The sequence below is a fragment of the Micromonospora sp. NPDC049151 genome (assembly GCF_040648395.1).
GTDB lineage: Bacteria > Actinomycetota > Actinomycetes > Mycobacteriales > Micromonosporaceae > Micromonospora.
This window is the reverse complement of the sequence record NZ_JBEZDP010000001.1, coordinates 554,205-569,973: the sequence shown is the minus strand read 5'-3', so window position 1 is coordinate 569,973 and position 15,769 is coordinate 554,205. Positions and strand designations below refer to the sequence as shown.

At 73.1% G+C, this 15,769-nt stretch carries 11 protein-coding genes; 5 read left to right on the top strand and 6 right to left on the bottom strand.

Annotated elements, in window-relative coordinates; translation table 11 throughout:
• Positions 1-35: 35 nt before the first annotated feature.
• The 3 genes from AB0B20_RS02750 (at position 36) to AB0B20_RS02740 (ending at position 4,276) form a co-directional block, all read left to right on the top strand.
• The gene (locus AB0B20_RS02750) at positions 36-1,232 is read left to right on the top strand and encodes a thiolase family protein (protein ID WP_357382694.1); all 1,197 of its coding nucleotides are present in this window, start codon (positions 36-38) and stop codon (positions 1,230-1,232) included.
• A gap of 50 nt (positions 1,233-1,282) precedes the next feature.
• Positions 1,283-3,346, top strand: a complete 2,064-nt coding sequence (locus tag AB0B20_RS02745; RefSeq protein ID WP_357382692.1) for a 3-hydroxyacyl-CoA dehydrogenase NAD-binding domain-containing protein — start codon at positions 1,283-1,285, stop codon at positions 3,344-3,346.
• A gap of 183 nt (positions 3,347-3,529) precedes the next feature.
• Positions 3,530-4,276 carry a hypothetical protein gene (locus AB0B20_RS02740; protein WP_357382690.1) on the top strand — a complete coding sequence of 249 codons (747 nt, stop codon included), beginning with the start codon at positions 3,530-3,532 and terminating at the stop codon, positions 4,274-4,276.
• Between the two features lie 57 nt (positions 4,277-4,333).
• Here AB0B20_RS02740 and AB0B20_RS02735 read toward each other — a convergent pair whose 3' ends face one another.
• From AB0B20_RS02735 to AB0B20_RS02720, 4 genes are all read right to left on the bottom strand, one after another.
• On the bottom strand, positions 4,334-4,720 hold the full coding sequence (locus AB0B20_RS02735; protein ID WP_357467471.1) for a VOC family protein: 387 nt from the start codon (positions 4,718-4,720) through the stop codon (positions 4,334-4,336).
• A gap of 245 nt (positions 4,721-4,965) precedes the next feature.
• On the bottom strand, positions 4,966-7,512 hold the full coding sequence (locus tag AB0B20_RS02730) for a malectin domain-containing carbohydrate-binding protein (RefSeq protein ID WP_357467469.1): 2,547 nt from the start codon (positions 7,510-7,512) through the stop codon (positions 4,966-4,968).
• Positions 7,513-7,716: 204 nt separating this feature from the next.
• On the bottom strand, positions 7,717-8,859 hold the full coding sequence (locus AB0B20_RS02725) for a HAMP domain-containing sensor histidine kinase (protein WP_357382791.1): 1,143 nt from the start codon (positions 8,857-8,859) through the stop codon (positions 7,717-7,719).
• Between the two features lie 20 nt (positions 8,860-8,879).
• Positions 8,880-9,548, bottom strand: a complete 669-nt coding sequence (locus AB0B20_RS02720; protein ID WP_357382684.1) for a response regulator transcription factor — start codon at positions 9,546-9,548, stop codon at positions 8,880-8,882.
• Between the two features lie 439 nt (positions 9,549-9,987).
• Here AB0B20_RS02720 and AB0B20_RS02715 point away from each other — a divergent pair, with 439 nt between their 5' ends.
• Complete coding sequence (locus AB0B20_RS02715) at positions 9,988-11,256, top strand: peptidase C39 family protein (RefSeq protein ID WP_357467466.1); 1,269 nt, start codon at positions 9,988-9,990, stop codon at positions 11,254-11,256.
• Here the strand turns inward: AB0B20_RS02715 and AB0B20_RS02710 are convergent, their stop codons facing one another.
• Together AB0B20_RS02710 and AB0B20_RS02705 are read right to left on the bottom strand one after the other, a co-directional pair.
• A complete protein-coding gene (locus AB0B20_RS02710) occupies positions 11,257-12,549 on the bottom strand; it encodes a PQQ-binding-like beta-propeller repeat protein (RefSeq protein WP_357467463.1) in 1,293 nt (430 codons plus the stop codon).
• Positions 12,546-13,808, bottom strand: coding sequence for a PQQ-binding-like beta-propeller repeat protein (locus AB0B20_RS02705; protein ID WP_357467459.1), 1,263 nt, complete (start codon positions 13,806-13,808; stop codon positions 12,546-12,548). The genes AB0B20_RS02710 and AB0B20_RS02705 overlap by 4 nt, the downstream gene beginning before the upstream one ends.
• 99 nt (positions 13,809-13,907) lie before the next feature.
• Here AB0B20_RS02705 and AB0B20_RS02700 point away from each other — a divergent pair, with 99 nt between their 5' ends.
• Positions 13,908-15,761: a hypothetical protein gene (locus tag AB0B20_RS02700; protein ID WP_357467577.1), complete on the top strand. Its 1,854-nt coding sequence runs from the start codon at positions 13,908-13,910 to the stop codon at positions 15,759-15,761.
• Positions 15,762-15,769: the final 8 nt, after the last annotated feature.

Sequence of the window (15,769 nt, the reverse complement as noted above, 5' to 3'; positions counted from 1 at the left end):
ATCCGGGGAAATGCCCGTGCCGAGGGAGGCTCCAAGTGCCCCGTGAAGTTCGGGATGTCGTCTTCGTCGACGGCGTCCGTACCCCGTTCGGCAAGGCGGGTGGGATGTACGCCAACACCCGCGCCGACGATCTGGTGATCCGCTGCATCCGCGAGCTGATGCGCCGCAACCCGCAACTGCCGCCGGAGAAGGTGGAGGAGGTGGCCATCGCCGCCACCACCCAGATCGGTGACCAGGGCCTGACCATCGGCCGTACCGCCGCCCTGCTGGCCGGCCTGCCCAAGACCGTGCCCGGCTTCGCCATCGACCGGATGTGCGCCGGCGCGATGACCGCCGTCACCACAGTGGCCAGCGGCATCGCCATGGGCGCGTACGACGTGGCCATCGCCGGCGGCGTCGAGCACATGGGCCGCCACCCGATGGGCGAGGGCGTCGACCCCAACCCGCGCATCGTCGCGGAGAAGCTGGTCGACCCGTCCGCCCTGGTGATGGGCTCCACCGCGGAGAACCTGCACGACCGCGTCCCGCACATCACCAAGGAGCGCACCGACGCGTTCGCGCTGGCGTCGCAGCAGAAGACCGCCAAGGCGTACGCCAACGGCAAGCTCCAGGGCGACCTGGTGCCGGTGGCGACCCGCGACCCGGAGACGGGCTGGGGCCTGGCCGCCGTGGACGAGGCGCCCCGCGACACCTCGATGGAGAAGCTGGCCGGGCTGAAGACCCCGTTCCGGCCGCACGGCAAGGTCACCGCCGGTAACGCGGCCGGCCTGAACGACGGCGCCACCGCCGCGCTGCTGGTCGCCGAGGAGACCGCCCGCGAGCTGGGCCTGCCGGTCGGCATGCGCCTGGTGTCGTTCGGCTTCGTCGGCGTCGAGCCCGAGGTGATGGGCGTCGGCCCGATCCCGTCGACCGAGAAGGCGCTGCGCATCGCCGGCCTGAGCATCGACGACATCGGCCTGTTCGAGCTGAACGAGGCGTTCGCGGTGCAGGTGCTCGCCTTCCTCGACCACTTCGGCATCGCCGACGACGACCCGCGGGTCAACGCGTGGGGCGGCGCGATCGCCATCGGTCACCCGCTCGCGTCCTCCGGCGTCCGGCTGATGACCCAGCTCGCCCGCCAGTTCGCCGAGCACCCCGAGGTCCGCTACGGCCTCACCGCCATGTGCATCGGCATCGGCATGGGCGGCACCGTGATCTGGGAGAACCCGCACTGGGAGGGTGGAGATCAGTGAGCGCGAGGAGTGAGCTTGCGAGCCCCGCAGTCGCGAACGAAGGAGTCGCAGTGAGCCTCGCCGCACCGAACGAGGTCGTCACCAAGGCGCTGCTGCGCCAGGTGGCCGTACCCGGGCTGGACCGGCCCGCCGCCCTCATCACGCTGGACAACGGCTTCGACCACACCAAGCCGAACACCTTCGGCCCGGCCGGCCTGACCAGCCTGGACGAGGCGATCACCGCCGCGCTGGCGGCGGAGCCGGCGTTCATCGCGGTCACCGGCAAGCCGTACATCTTCTGCGTGGGCGCGGACATCACCAGCCTGCCCGCGCTGGAGAACCGCGACCAGGCGCTGGAGATCGGCCGGCTGGGCCACCGGGTCTTCGCCCGGCTCAAGGACAGCACCGTCCCCACCTTCGCGTTCGTCAACGGCGCGGCGATGGGCGGCGGCCTGGAGCTGGCGCTGCACTGCCACTACCGGACGCTGTCGGCGGGCGCGGCGGCCCTGGCGCTGCCCGAGGTCTCGCTCGGCCTGATCCCCGGCTGGGGCGGTACGCAGCTGCTGCCGAACCTGATCGGCATCCCGGCCGCGACGCAGGTCATCATCCAGAACCCGCTGATGCAGAACAAGATGCTCAAGCCGAAGCAGGCGGCCGAGATGGGCGTCGCGGACGTGCTGCTGGAGCCGGCCGACTTCCTGGAGCGGTCGCTGGAGTGGGCCGCCGGCGTCGTCCGGGGCGAGGTCACCGTCACCCGGCCCGAGGTCGACAAGGACATGTGGGCGGGCGTGCTCTACTTCGCCCGGCAGACCCTCGACCAGCGGCTGCACGGCGCGGTCCCGTCCGCGTACAAGGCGCTCGACCTGCTGGAGACGGCGAAGGACGCCGATTTCGCCACCGGCACCGCGGCGGAGGACGAGGCCCTCGCGGACCTGGTCTTCTCCGAGGAGCTGCGTAGCGGCCTGTACGCCTTCGACCTGGTGCAGCGGCGGGCCAAGCGCCCGGCCGGGGCGCCGGACAAGGGCCTGGCCCGGCCGGTCACCAAGGTGGGCATCGTCGGTGCCGGCCTGATGGCCAGCCAGCTCGCGCTGCTGTTCGCCCGGCGGCTCCAGGTGCCGGTCGTGATGACCGACCTGGATCAGTCCCGCGTGGACAAGGGTGTGGGCTACGTGCACACCCAGATCGAGAAGGCCGTCAGCAAGGGCCGGATGGACAAGGGCACCGCGGCCAAGCTGTACGGCCTGGTCAGCGGCTCGGTCGACAAGTCCGTCTTCGCCGACGCCGACTTCGTCATCGAGGCCGTGTTCGAGGACCTGGGCGTCAAGAAGCAGGTCTGGGCGGAGCTGGAGAAGATCGTCAAGCCGGAGGCGGTGCTCGCCACCAACACCAGCTCGCTGTCCATCACCGAGATGGCCGCCGAGCTGGAGCACCCGGAGCGGGTGGTCGGCTTCCACTTCTTCAACCCGGTCGCGGTGCTGCCGCTGCTGGAGATCGTCCGCGGCGAGCGGACCGACGACGCCACGCTGGCCACCGCGTTCGCTGTCGGCAAGCAGCTCAAGAAGTCGTCGGTGCTGGTCTCCGACGCCCCGGCATTCGTGGTGAACCGGCTGCTGACCCGCTTCCTCGGCACCGTGTTCGCGGCCGTCGACCAGGGCACCCCGCTGGACGTGGCGAACAGCGCGCTGGACCCGCTGGGCCTGCCGATGCGCCCGCTGGCGCTGCTGCAGCTCGTCGGGCCGGCCGTGGCGTACCACGTCGGCGGCACCCTGCACGAGGCGTTCCCGGACCGCTTCGGCGTCAGCGAGAACCTCAAGCGGATCGCCGACTCGGGCCAGCCGATCGTGGTCGACGACCAGATCAACGACGAGGTGGCGAAGCTGCTCGTGGTCGGCGACCAGCCGCTCACCGCCGAGCAGGTCCGGCAGAACGCGCTGGACGCGCTGGCGCAGGAGATCCGGCTCATGCTCGACGAGGGCGTCGTCGCCGAGGCACAGGACATCGACCTGTGCATGATCCTCGGCGCCGGCTGGCCGTTCCACCTGGGCGGCGTCACGCCGTACCTGGACCGGACCGGCACCTCCGAGCGGGTCACCGGCAAGCGCTTCCTGCCGCGCGGCGTGGCCAGCCTGCGCTGACACAAACACATCGATCGCGGTGGTCGGGCTGTCCGTTCCGGACGGCCCGGCCACCGCGATCGGCGTCTGCGGCCCAGGTCACGGGTAGGTCGCGGTTTGGCGACGCCGCCCTTGGGCGGACAGCGGGCTGTCGGTGGGGCTGGCTACGATCACGCGTCCAGTTTTCTCACAGGAGCTGCCTACATGTCCCAGCCGCCGTCCAGTCCCTACTCCGGCAACTACCCCTCCCCCCAGCAACAACCCGGTGGCTACCAGCCGCCGCAGCAGCCGCAGTACGGCGGCGACTACCCGCAGAACCCGCAGCAGCCGCAGTACGGCAGCCAGCTCGGTGCGCCGGTCCCGCCGAAGAAGAAGTCCGGCGTCGGCAAGATCCTGCTGATCGTCCTCGCGGTGGTCCTGGTGCTCTGCGTCGGCGGCGGTGTCGCCGCCTACTTCGCCACGAAGGACACGGTCGACGAGGTGGTCACCGCCACCAAGACGCGGGTGGTCGAGCCGCAGACGCTCGGCGGCCGGCCGAAGGTCACCGACCCGCAGCTGCAGAGCGCCGCGACGCAGATGAAGGCCTCGCTCAGCAAGGACGTGCCGGACGCGACGAGCACGGCCGGCGCCTTCTACGGCGACCCGGCGAAGAAGGACCTGGTCATGATCGTCGCCGTGTCCGGCGTCATGGCCGACCCGAAGAAGGAGCTGAACGACGCCGTCACGGCGGTCACGCCGGACCTGGGCACCACTGACTTCAAGACGGTCGACGCGGGTCCGCTCGGCGGCGACGCCAAGTGCTCCGACGGCAAGGCCTCGGGTGAGCAGGTGGCCGTCTGCATCTGGGCCGACCGGGGCAGCCTCGGCATGGTCGTCGTCTACTTCAAGTCCGCCGCGGAGCTCCAGAAGGAGTTCGTCACCATGCGGGGCGAGATCGAGAAGCAGGACTGACACCCGTCACGCACCGGGCCCCCGCCGTCACGGCGGGGGCCCGGTGTCGTTTCCGGATCAGGCGGACGCGGCCCGTTCGACCCAGCTCCGGCAGACGCAGAACTCGTTGCCCTCGGGGTCTGCCAGCACCACCCAGCCGCTTCCGTCCGGCCGGCGCCGGTCGGCCACAAGCGTGGCGCCGAGGTCGCGCAGCCGCGCCACCTCCTCGTCCCGGGTGCCCTCGGCCGGGTGCAGGTCGATGTGGAACGCGCCCTTGCCGTGCCGCTCGCCCACCCGGACGAACAGCAGGTCGGGCCCCTGTCCGGCGGGGGCGGCGAGGACCGCCTCCGGGTCGTCCGGGTGGTCGTCGTCGGCGAGCTGCCGGTCGAGCACGCGGGCCCACCAGCCGGCCAGGGTGTACGGATCGTCGGACTCGACGGTCACGCAGTGGATCTGTGCACTCATGGTGCTTCCTCCTGTGGGGAACGCGCCCCGGCGGAGTGGGACGTCAGCGGGGAACGCGGGGCGCGGGACGGTTCACGACGGACATCGACCACACCCCCTTTCCACCTCTCGGGCTGACCGGTTGATCATTCCACCGCCCGCGCCGAGCACACAACCCCGCTCGCGCAAGGAAGGGCCCCTTGTTAACAGCGAGGTGTTAACAAGGGGCCCTTCCTCTACCGCAGGCGTTAATGAGGGGCCCTTCCTTACGGGCCGACGAACACCGCCTTCGCGCGCCAGTCGACGCCGTCGACCGCCGGGCCGCTGCGCACCGTGAACGTCCCCGACGGAGCGCCGTTGGTCCAGTCGACGGCGGACAGGTCGCCGGTGCTCCGGTTCACCTTGTAGAGCGTGCCGCCGGCCACGAAGACCGCGCCCGTGTCGGCGAACCCGCTCGCCCCGGCCACCGTGAACCGGTCGGCGCCGACCACGCCGCTGTCCGGCGTGAACCAGCGCCAGAACAGGCCGTTCTGCCCGGTCAGCGTGTAGTAGAGCCGCCCGCCGGAGTAGAACATGCCGGTCACGTTCGGGATCTCGGCGTAGAAGCCGGTGGTCGCGCCGACGTACGTCTGCCCGGTCGGCCCGGAGTTGGTGATCACGGTGTCCCAGTACGGGTCGTGGTACGGGTCCACCAGCTCGGGCGTGCCGAACGTGGTGCCGTCGAACGTACGCCGCCACAGCGCGCCGTCGTTGCCGTAGAACAGCGTCCCGCCGACCCAGAACGCGCTACGCGTGGCCGACCACACGGTCTCGTCCGGGTTCGCCACCGGGCTGGGCGTGCCGACGCCGGTCAGCCCGTCGTACGAGCGGACCTGCACCTCCTCGCCGGTGCCGGAAGGCGGAGGGCCGGTCTTGACGATCTCGACGGCATCGACGAGCGGGTTCTCCTTGACATGGCGGAACTCGATGTCGACGGTGCCGTCGCTGGTGACGGTGAACTCCCGCATGGTGCCCACGTTGTGCCCGACGCTGGCGGACAGGTCCAGGTCGTCGAGGACGACGGTGCCGTCCAGCGCCACGTCGAAGACGCGGGTGTTCGGGGCGGAGGTGCCGTCGTACCGGTTGGCCAGGTAGAGCCGTACGTGCACCTCGGTGCCGGTGGGCACCGGGAACTGCCAGAGCATCTCCGCGCCGCCGGCCGGGTCGTAGCGCTCGTCGCTGTAGAGCGCGGCCGGGGTGCCGGCCGGCACGGTCGAGTCCAGGCTGCCGACCGTGTTGAAGCTGGAGGTCGAACTGCCGGTGTTGTGGTACGGGCTGGGGCTTGAGCTGGTGTCGGCCGCCCAGTCCGGTCCGCCGTCGGTGGCCGCCACCACCGGGCCACCGGCGTTCACCCGGTACAGCACGTTCGTCGGCTTCGGCAGGCCGGCCTGGTACACGTTGCCGGGCAACGTGGCCGTGGTGGTCGGGTGCGGCGCCTTGCCGCCGGCCAGCGGGAAGAACGCGATCCGCTCCCGGCGGTACTGGAAGTTGCCGATCCAGAGCGTGTCGCCGCCGACCCAGAGCCCGGACTCGGTGACGAGCATCTCGGACGCGCCGATGCCACGCGGGTGCCGGCCCGGGTTCCAGGACAGCGGCAGGCCGTTTACCGGGTCGAGCGCGGCGATGCTGGCCCGGCCGACCGCGCCGGCCCGGGCGTTGTCGGTGCCGGCGGTGTTGTTGAGCCAGCGGAGGTGCCCGCCGACGTAGACGGCCTGCTCGCTGATGCCGACGGACAGGAACGTGTCGCCGCCGCTGTAGTCGACCCAGGTCGGCTGGAGGTTGGCGCCGGTCGCGCCGGCCTCCCAGCGGGCCGCGGTGTCGCAGAGCGTCCCGCCGTACGGGGCGCCGGTGGTGACCACCACGAAGTAGCTGTTGTCCGGGGAGAACGCGACGTCGCGGACGTACGAGTCGAACGACTGCCACTTGCAGCGCGGCGTGTAACGGGCCGTGTTCCAGTCCGCGACGGTGGCGGCGGTGGCACCCAGGTCGATCTTGACGATCTGGTCGTGCAGCACCCCGTCGGCCTTCTTGAAGTTGCCGATGACGACGAGCTGTGTGCCGTCCGGGGAGACGGCGAGCTTCTCCGCGCCCACGCCGGCCTTGGCGCCGCTGACGCCGTCCCAGTTGTGGTTCTCGGTCAACGTCGTGGTGAGGTAGCCGTCGACCGCCCCGGTGGTGGCGTTGAGCGACGCGAGCCCGCCGCGCGGGTTGGGGTTGCCGGCCGTGGTGAAGATGCCGCCGACCAGCAGCCGGTTGCCGACCAGCGCGATGTCCTTGACCAGCCCGTTGAACGCCGGCGGCGCGAAGCTGGTGACGACCGCCCCGGTGGCGACGTCGAGCAGGGCCACCTTGCGCCGGGTCACGCCGTTGACGGTGTTGAACTTGCCGGCCACGAAGACCGTGCCCGCCGTGGGACCGGCGACGACCGCCGTCACCTCGTTGTCGAGCGTGGGCGCGAACGCGGTGTCCACCTGACCGGTGGCCTTGTCGAAGGCGAGCAGGTAGTCGCGGGGGATGTCGACGTCGGAGTTGCGGTTCTGCACCCGGGTGAAGGAGCCACCCGCGATGATCTTCGTACCGGCGTCGTGGATCGCGTCGACCGAGCCGTCCTGGACGTCGGGCGAGGCGGCGGAGGGGACGGTGTGGACCACTGTGTCGTGGCCGGGCGCGGCGGCGGCCGCGGGCGTGGCCGGAGAGAGACCGGCTACGGTGAGGGCGCCGGCGGTGAGGACCGCGAGGAGACGGCGGCGGCGCGAGGCCGAGTGGTGGGTCACGGGCAGCTCCGGTGGGTGAGCAGGGTGAGGCGTCGCTGCGCTTACTCTCCGTTGATCAGCGGCTCCGCGTCCAGCGCGGGCGGCGCATTCTGCCCGACCACCGCGCCGCCGGAGCCGACCACCGTCCGGTCCGGCCAGGACAGCCGAGGCCGTCCGCACGAAAAGGTGAGGTGGCCTCACCGGCCGGGCGGGCCGGATCGGCGGTCAGGTGGCCGCCGCCGGGTCGGCCGACGGAAGCGTGACTGTCACCTCCAGGCCGCCGCCGGGCTGGGCGACCGCCTTGACCGTGCCGCCGTGCGCGTCGCTGACCGCCCGGACGATCGACAGGCCGAGACCGGAGCCGCGCGCGCCGGTGCGTTCCTGGCCGCCGCGCCGGAACGGCTCGAACAGCCCGGGTACGTCGGCCGGGGCGACCTCGAAGCCGGTGTTGCCCACCACCAGCCAGGACCGTTCCCCGTCGGTGCCGGTGCGGATCCAGATCCGGCCGTGCAGGTGGTTGTAGCGGACCGCGTTCTCCACCAGGTTGCCGGCGAGCCGGTCGAGCAGGCCGGGATCGCCGACCACCGGTGCCGGGCGCAGCGAGGTGTGCACCTTCAGGCCGATGCGCTCGACCTCCCGGGAGACGGCGGACAGCGCGTTGGCGGTGCCGATGGCGAGGTCCGACTCGGTACGCCGGGCCAGCCGCCGCCCGGTCTGCGCCTCGCTGCGCGCCAGCACGAGCAGCGCGTCGACCAGGCCGTTCGCGCGTTCGGAGGCGTCGCGCACCACGCCCGCCATGCGGCGGTACTCGGCGAGGTCGGCGTCGTCGTCGCTGAGCGTCACGTCGATTTCGGTACGCATCACCGCCAGCGGCGTACGCAGCTCGTGCGAGGCGTTCGCGACGAACCGCTTCTGCGTCTCGAACGCGCCGCTGATCCGGTCGAGCATGGCGTCGAACGTCTCGGCCAGCTCGGCCACCTCGTCGTCGGCGCCGGACCAGCCGATCCGCTCGTCGAGCGTGGCCTCGCCGAGCCGGCGGGCGGTCGCGGTGACCTGGTGCAGCGGGCGCAGCGCCCGGCCGGCCACCAGGTACGCCCCGGCCACCCCGACCATGCTGATCGCGACCAGCGCGAGCAGCCCCTTGACCAGCAGTTCCTGCGACGCTGCGTCGACCAGTTGCCGCTGCCACTGCCCGGCGTCGAGGCTGCGCCCGTCGCTGAGCACCACCGTGGTGCCGGGTAGCAGCTCGTCGGTGGGGCGCAGCGCGTCGCGGACCAGCAGCCAGGCCAGCAACACCAGGATCGCCCCGGCGCCGACCAGCAGCACGCCGTTGAGCAGGGTCAGCCGCAGCCGCAGCGTGGGCCGCACCCGGCGCGCAGTCCGCGTGGTCACTGCTGAACCCCGCCGATGCGGTATCCCGCGCCCACGACTGTGTCGATCAGCGGCGGGTCGCCGAGCTTCTTGCGCAGGGTCATCACCGTCACCCGGACGATCGTGGTGAACGGGTCGGTGTTGGCGTCCCAGACCCGCTCCAGCAGCTCCTCGCTGGACACCACGGCGCCGCGCGCCTTGAGCAGCTCGGCGAGCACGCCGAACTCCTTGTTCGTGAGGTCGAGCGGCACACCGCGCCGGCTCACCGCCCGGCGGGCCGGGTCGAGCACCAGGTCGGCCACCTCCAGCACCGGCGGCGCCGCCGGGGTGGCGCGGCGGCCGAGCGCCTGCACGCGGGCCACCAGCTCGTCGAACGCGAACGGCTTGGCCAGGTAGTCGTCGGCGCCGAGCTGCAACCCCTCCACCCGGTCGGCGACGGTGCCGCTGGCGGTCAGCATCAGCACCCGGGTCAGCGCGCCGGAGGAGGCCAGGTCGGCGCAGATCCGGTCGCCGTGCACGCCGGGCAGGTCGCGGTCCAGGATCACCACGTCGTAGCGGGTGACGAATGCCGCCTCGTGCCCGGCGTCGCCGTCGTAGGCGACGTCCACGGCCATCCCACGCTTGCGCAGCCCGCGCGCGATCGCGTCGGCGAGGTTGCGCTCGTCCTCGACCACCAATACCCGCATCCCGGCCTCCCACCTCGTGACCCCTGACAACCTAGTGCGGCAGGCAAAACCGGACCGCCGGGGAGCGCGGTAGTCGCCCCGGACCGGCGCGCGCCGCGCTCCACCTGCTGCCACCGGCCCCGGGTGGTGACTGAACGTCACTCCGTCGCGCCCATCGACACGTCACGCACCGTGATGAGTGCTTGTGGGGGCCGGATGGAACGTCGGCGGAAGCAGAGCGCCGTGAGCAGCAGAAACAGCGAGTCGGCCGGCACCACCAGAGACACCCCAGCGCGCCCTTTGCTCTGCAGCCACCGGCGCAACCGTCGCCCACCGTTACCGCCGCGCATAAGGCTGCAGAGCAAAGGGCGCGCGGGTGATGGTGCCGGGGGCGAGCTCCGGCCACGTTGGGTGACGGCGCGGCGCGACGGTCGGCCGCGCCCGGCGGCACGCGCCGCCGTTGCAGAAAACCTTCGGGTACGCGATGCTCGGCGGCGATGATCGACATGCGCAGCAGCCACAGGTCACGTCCACGCCGGGCGGGTTCCCGGTGACCGGCCGCGACGTCGCGTACCACCGGTTCCGCTTCCCGGCGGACCGGGACCGTGGTCACGCGGACGGGCTGCGTGCCGGGCCGGACGGGCTGACGCTCGACGGCGCGGCGGGCCGGGTCACGCACACCGACCCGCACTCCGGGACCACGGCCGAGTACGCCGCCGGCACCTGGACCTCCCCGGTGGCACCCGCCGGTTTCGCCGTCACCGAGCTGGTGCCCTCCTGGACCGCCGACACCCCGCCCGGCTGCTGGCTGCGCGTCGAGCTGCGCGGCTGGGCCGGCGGCACGGCCGCCACCGGCTGGTACGACCTGGGCCACTGGGCCGCCGACGACAGCGCGGTGCACCGCGCCTCCGTACCCGGGCAGGAGGACGACCGGGCACGGGTCGCCGCCGACACGCTGCGGGTGACCGGCACGACGGTGACCGGCTGGCAGGCCCGCGTGACGATGCACCGCCGGCTCGACGCGCCCGCGGGCCCGGTGCTGCGCACGGTGGGCGTGGTCGCCTCGACCGACCCGCCCCGCGGCGCGGAGGCGGCCGGCGGCGGGGCGGACGGCGCGTGGGGACGGGTGCTGGACGTGCCGCGCTACGCGCAGCGGCTGCACGCCGCCGGAGAGACCCGCTGGGGTGGCGGCGGCGACTCCTGGTGCAGTCCCACCTGTGTGTCGATGGTGCTCGACTACTGGGGTGCCGGCCCCACCCCGGACCGGTACGCCTGGGTGGCGCCGCCCGGCCCCCGCCCGCAGGTGGTGCACGCCGCCCGGCACTGCTACGACCACGCCTTCGGCGGGCCGGGCAACTGGCCGTTCAACACGGCGTACGCGGCCACGCACGGGGTGGACGCCTTCGTCACCCGGCTGCGCTCGCTGGCCGAGGCGGAACGGTTCGTGGCCGCCGGCATCCCGCTGATCGTCTCGGCCGCGTTCACCGCCGGCCAGGTGCCCGGGCTGGACTACGACACCCGGGGACACCTCATGGTGCTGGCCGGCTTCACCGCCGACGGCGACCCGGTGCTCAACGACCCGTACGCGCCGGACGACGAGCGGGTCCGCCGCACCGTGCCGCGCGAACCGTTCGAGAGCGCCTGGCAGGCGGGCAGCGGCGGGGTCGCGTACGTGCTGCGGCCGGAGTCGACGCCGCTGCCGCCGCCACCGGCACAGGCCAACTGGTGATCAGCGGCCGACCGGCCAGATCACCATGCCACCGGTCGGTCGCAGGCACACCAGCGCGGTACCCGTGTCCGCGCACTCGGACCAGGCACCCGGCAGGATCCCCCGGATCCGCACCTGGCCGGCCGCCACGTCCAGCGCGCCGACGAGCGTCCGGTCCTCGGTGAGCGTGCGCAGTCCGATCAGCGGCGCGGACGGCAGGTCGTTGCCGGAGACGCGCCAGCGGCCCAGCCGGGCCAGCACCCGGCCGGTCGACGGGTCCAGCGCCGACAGTTCCAGCTCCTCCCCCACCCCGCGCTCGGCCGCGATCAGCCGGTCGCCGACCGGGCCCAGCCCGAGCCAGCGCTCGTCCGACCAGGCCGGGCGGCCGGTGGCCGGGTCGAGTGCCTGCGCACCGCCCACCTGGTTCCGCAGGCACACCATCCCGGCGCATTCGGCGAACCAGAGCCCGGCGCGGGAGCCGACCGGCACGCTCCACCGCTCGTCGAGCCGGTCCAGCCCGTACGCGGTGACCGAGCCCTGGGCGTCCTCGACCAGCAGGAGATCGGCCACCACCTGCGCGTACCGGTAGGCGGCGCGGTCGGCCACGGACGCCACCCGGCCGGTGTGCGCGACCGCGCCGGAGTCCGCGTCGTACACGGTCACCCGGCCCTGCGGGGTGACCAGGACGAGCTGCGTCACCCCGTGGTCGTCGCGGCGGTAACCCACCTCCTGGCCCGGCACGGGCAGCGTCCACCGCACCGCGCCGGAGGCCGGGTCCACGGCCCGCACGGTGCCCGCGCCCGGTGGGCGCGGATTCTCCAGCAGCAGCCCACCGGACGCGGTCCGCACCGGGTAGCCGGGATGCCGCCAGCGCAGCGTGCCGGTGGCCGGGTCGAGCATGGCCGACACCGAGTCGCCGTCCCCGGCCGGGCTGCTCGTCACCAGCAGCCCTCCGCCCACGGCGGTGAGCCCGAGCACGTGGTCCCCGGCGGTCAGCGCGAACCGCCAGACGGGTTCCCCGCTGGACAGCCGGTGCGCGACGACCACCCGTCCACCGGGGCCGATCGCGGCCGGGCCGTCGGCCACCACCACCCGGTCGGGCAGGATCACGAACGCGGCGCCCTGCGGGGCGGGCACCCGGATCGGCTCGGCCCGGCGCGGCGGCCCGGCGGCGGCGGTCACCACCAGCAGCACCAGGAAGCCGAGGAGCGCCACCCGCGCCGTGGGCCCCGGCGGCCGGCGCGGCGGCGCGACGACCGGCTCGTCGGCGGACTCCCCGTGCCGCATCTCCCCCAGTTCGATCACCGGGCTCACGTCAGCCGCCGCACCATGTAGTCGCCGCCGGGTCGGCGGCAGACAAGCAACGTGACGCCGGTGGTGCAGTCGGTGCCGGTGAACGTGCCCCGGATCGAGGGCGGATCGCCGGACAGGTCCACCTCGGCCAGGAGCTGGCGGCCGCCGCCCAGCGGCCGGGTGGCCAGCAGCGGGCCGCCGGCATCGTGCTGCGGGACCAGCGCCCAGCCGCCCAGGTCGGCGACCAGGTGCCCGTCGTCCTGGCCGAGCACGGCCAGGCCGTCGTCGATGCCGGTGTCGGGGACGCCGACGAGCAGCCGGCCGCCACGCGCAGCCACCACGCCCGCCCACCGCTCCACGCTCCAGCGCACGGCGCCGGTCGCCGGGTCGAGTGCGGTCATCCCGCCGGCCGGCCCGACGGTGCAGAGCAGGCTGCCGCAACTCTCGACGTGGCCGAAGAGCCTCCACGTGGCGGTCCAGCGCGGCCGGAGCGTGTCCAGGTCGTACGCCTCGATGGAACCGTCTCCGTCGCGGATCTCCAGCAGCAGGCCGGCGGCGATCTGCAACTGGCGCAGGGCGGGTGGTCGCACCGGGTACAGGTCCCGGGCCACGAGCCGCGCACCGGTGCGCGCGTCCACGACCACGGTCTGCCCGGACATCGGGGACAACACCATGCGTGCCGGCCCGGTCGGCTCGACGTCGAGACCCAGCATGCCCGTCATCGGCGCCATCCACAGTGCACGGCCGTCGGCCGGGTCCACCCGGGTGTACGACGGACTGGTGTCGGACTCCGCCGACTGCATCAGCAGCACCCGGCCCACCGCGAACGCGATTCCGGGCCGGCGCCAGGCGTCCGCGCCGCTCGCCGCGTCGTATGTCACCGTCTGCCAGTCCGTGTCGTCGACGCTCCGGCCGGCCACGATCACCCGGCCGTCCTGCTCCCACACCGACACGACGGCGCCCGCACCGGGCAGCGGACTGCGCCACCGCTCCCGGTCGCCCCGGTACGCGACGAGTTCCCGCCCGCCGCCGGCGCCTGCGCGGTCCGGCCGGACCACGTACACCACGTCGCCGGTGACGAACACGGCCGATCCCAGCCCGCCGGGCAGCGTCCACTCGACCGGACCTCGCGGCGGCCCCGCGGCGGTGAGCGTGAGCAGCGCCACCAGCAGCGCCACGAGAACGCGGAACGGACGCCCGACCGCTCGCGGCGGGCGCGGGGCCGGCCCGGGCGAGGCCTCGTCGCGCCACTCCCCCAGATCGATGACGGTCACGACCATCCTCTCCCGCGCGCCGGGCCGCCGCCCGGCCGTGACCGGACATGTGACGAACCGCCTGTACGATGGCGCGTCGTGGCCGTGCCCGTGGTGGACCCCTCGTTGAACCCCTCGTCCGTCGAGACGGACGCCGTCGTGGCCGATCCGCCGCGCCGCGCCCGTCGCCGGCCGGCCCGCGCCGACATACTGGCCATCGGAGCCTATGTGTTGCTCGGTGTCCTCGTCTGCCTCAACTATTGGGGCGACGTCGAGAACCGGGTCTCCTCGCACCTGCCCACCGACCACAGTTGGTTCGAGTGGCTGTTCGCGCACGGCGCGTACTCCGTGCAGCACCTTGAGAACCCGCTGTTCACCACCCGGCAGAACGCGCCGGACGGGGTGAACATGATGGCGAACACCTCGCTGCTCGGGGTGACGTTGCCGCTGGCGCCGCTGACGCTGCTGCTCGGCCCGCAGGTGATGTACGCGCTCTACCTGGGCGCGGCGCTGTCCGCGACCGCCGCCACGTCGTACTGGGTGCTGTCGCGGCACCTGGTCCGCTCCCGGGCCGGGGCGTTCGTCGGCGGCGCGTTCCTCGGTTTCGCGCCGGGCATCGTGCACCACGCCAACGGGCAGCCCAACTTCGTGTCGAACTTCCTGCTGCCGCTGATCGTGGCCCGGGTGCTGCGGCTGGGCGAGCCGGGCCGCTGGCGGCGCAACGGGCTCGCGCTCGGGCTGCTGGTCGCGTACCAGATCTTCATCAACGAGGAGATGCTGCTGCTCACCGCGCTGGCCTGCCTGGTCGTGGTGGTGGTGTACGCGGTGCAGCGGCCCCGCGCGGCCCGGGAGCGGGCCGGGTCGTTCCTGGCCGCACTCGGTCTCGGCGGCGGGCTGGCGCTGCTGCTGACGGCCTACCCGATCTGGTTCCAGTTCAACGGCCCGCAGTCCTACCGGGGGTTGCAGGGCGGTGTCTTCCACAACTGGGGCGAGGACCTGGTCGCGTTCGTCACATTCGCCCGGGACACGATCGCCGGCGACGAGGCGGTGGAGAAGACCATCGGCCTGACCGAGCAGAACACCTGGTTCGGCTGGCCGCTGGTGCTGGTGGCGCTGGCCGCGCTGGTGCTGCTGGTCCGCCGGTCGGTGCCGGCCCGGATCCTGGCCGTGCTGGTGGTGGTGTTCACGATCGCCTCGATCGGCCCGGTCGTACGGTTCAACGGCGCGGAGACCGACATCGACGGGCCGTGGGCGTACGTGCCGGACGACCTGCCGCTGGTCGAGATGATGATGCCTACCCGGTTGAGCCTGGTCGTGGTGGCCGCCGTTGGCGTGCTGCTCGCCCTGGCGTGGGACACGCTGGCCGGGGCCGGCCGCCCGCCGGTGCCCGCCCCCCGCGCCGCCGCCGACGACGCGGCCGACGGCGACGACGGGACGGCCGCGCGCGACAAGCGTCGCCGGGTGCTTCGCCTGGCCGGGCTCGTCGCCATCGCCGCCGCCGTGGTGCCGCTGATCCCGCGTCCGCTGCCGGCGGAGCGGATCGACCCGCCGCCGCACTTCATCACCGCGGGCGGATGGCGGCCGTACGTGCCGGAGGGCCGCACGCTGGTGCCGGTGCCGATCCCCAGCAACGTGCACGGGCTGCACACGCTGCGCTGGAGCGCGCTGACCGGGCACGAGTTCCCGATCCCGGGTGGCTACTTCATCGGCCCGAACGAACGTGGCGAGGGTGTCTTCGGTGCCCCGAACCGCCCCACCAGCACGCTCATCTACTCCACGATGGACGCCAACGAGGTGCCGGAGATCACCGAGGAGAACCGCCGCCAGGCCGTGGACGACCTGCGTTTCTGGCGTGCCTCGGTGGTGGTGCTCGGTGCCGGCCCGCGCGAGGCGGTGCTGCGTGACCTGATGGCCGAGCTGCTCGGCCCGCCGCAGCGGGTCGACGACGTGTGGATCTGGGACGTGCGCGACCGGTGGTGACCCCGCCG

Excerpts from the sequence above, each read along its gene's own strand:
- AB0B20_RS02740 (WP_357382690.1), top strand. The coding sequence starts at position 3,530 with ATGTCCCAGCCGCCGTCCAGTCCCTACTCCGGCAACTACCCCTCCCCC.
- AB0B20_RS02735 (WP_357467471.1), bottom strand. The coding sequence starts at position 4,720 with ATGAGTGCACAGATCCACTGCGTGACCGTCGAGTCCGACGATCCGTAC.
- AB0B20_RS02720 (WP_357382684.1), bottom strand. The coding sequence starts at position 9,548 with ATGCGGGTATTGGTGGTCGAGGACGAGCGCAACCTCGCCGACGCGATC.
- AB0B20_RS02705 (WP_357467459.1), bottom strand. The coding sequence starts at position 13,808 with ATGGTCGTGACCGTCATCGATCTGGGGGAGTGGCGCGACGAGGCCTCG.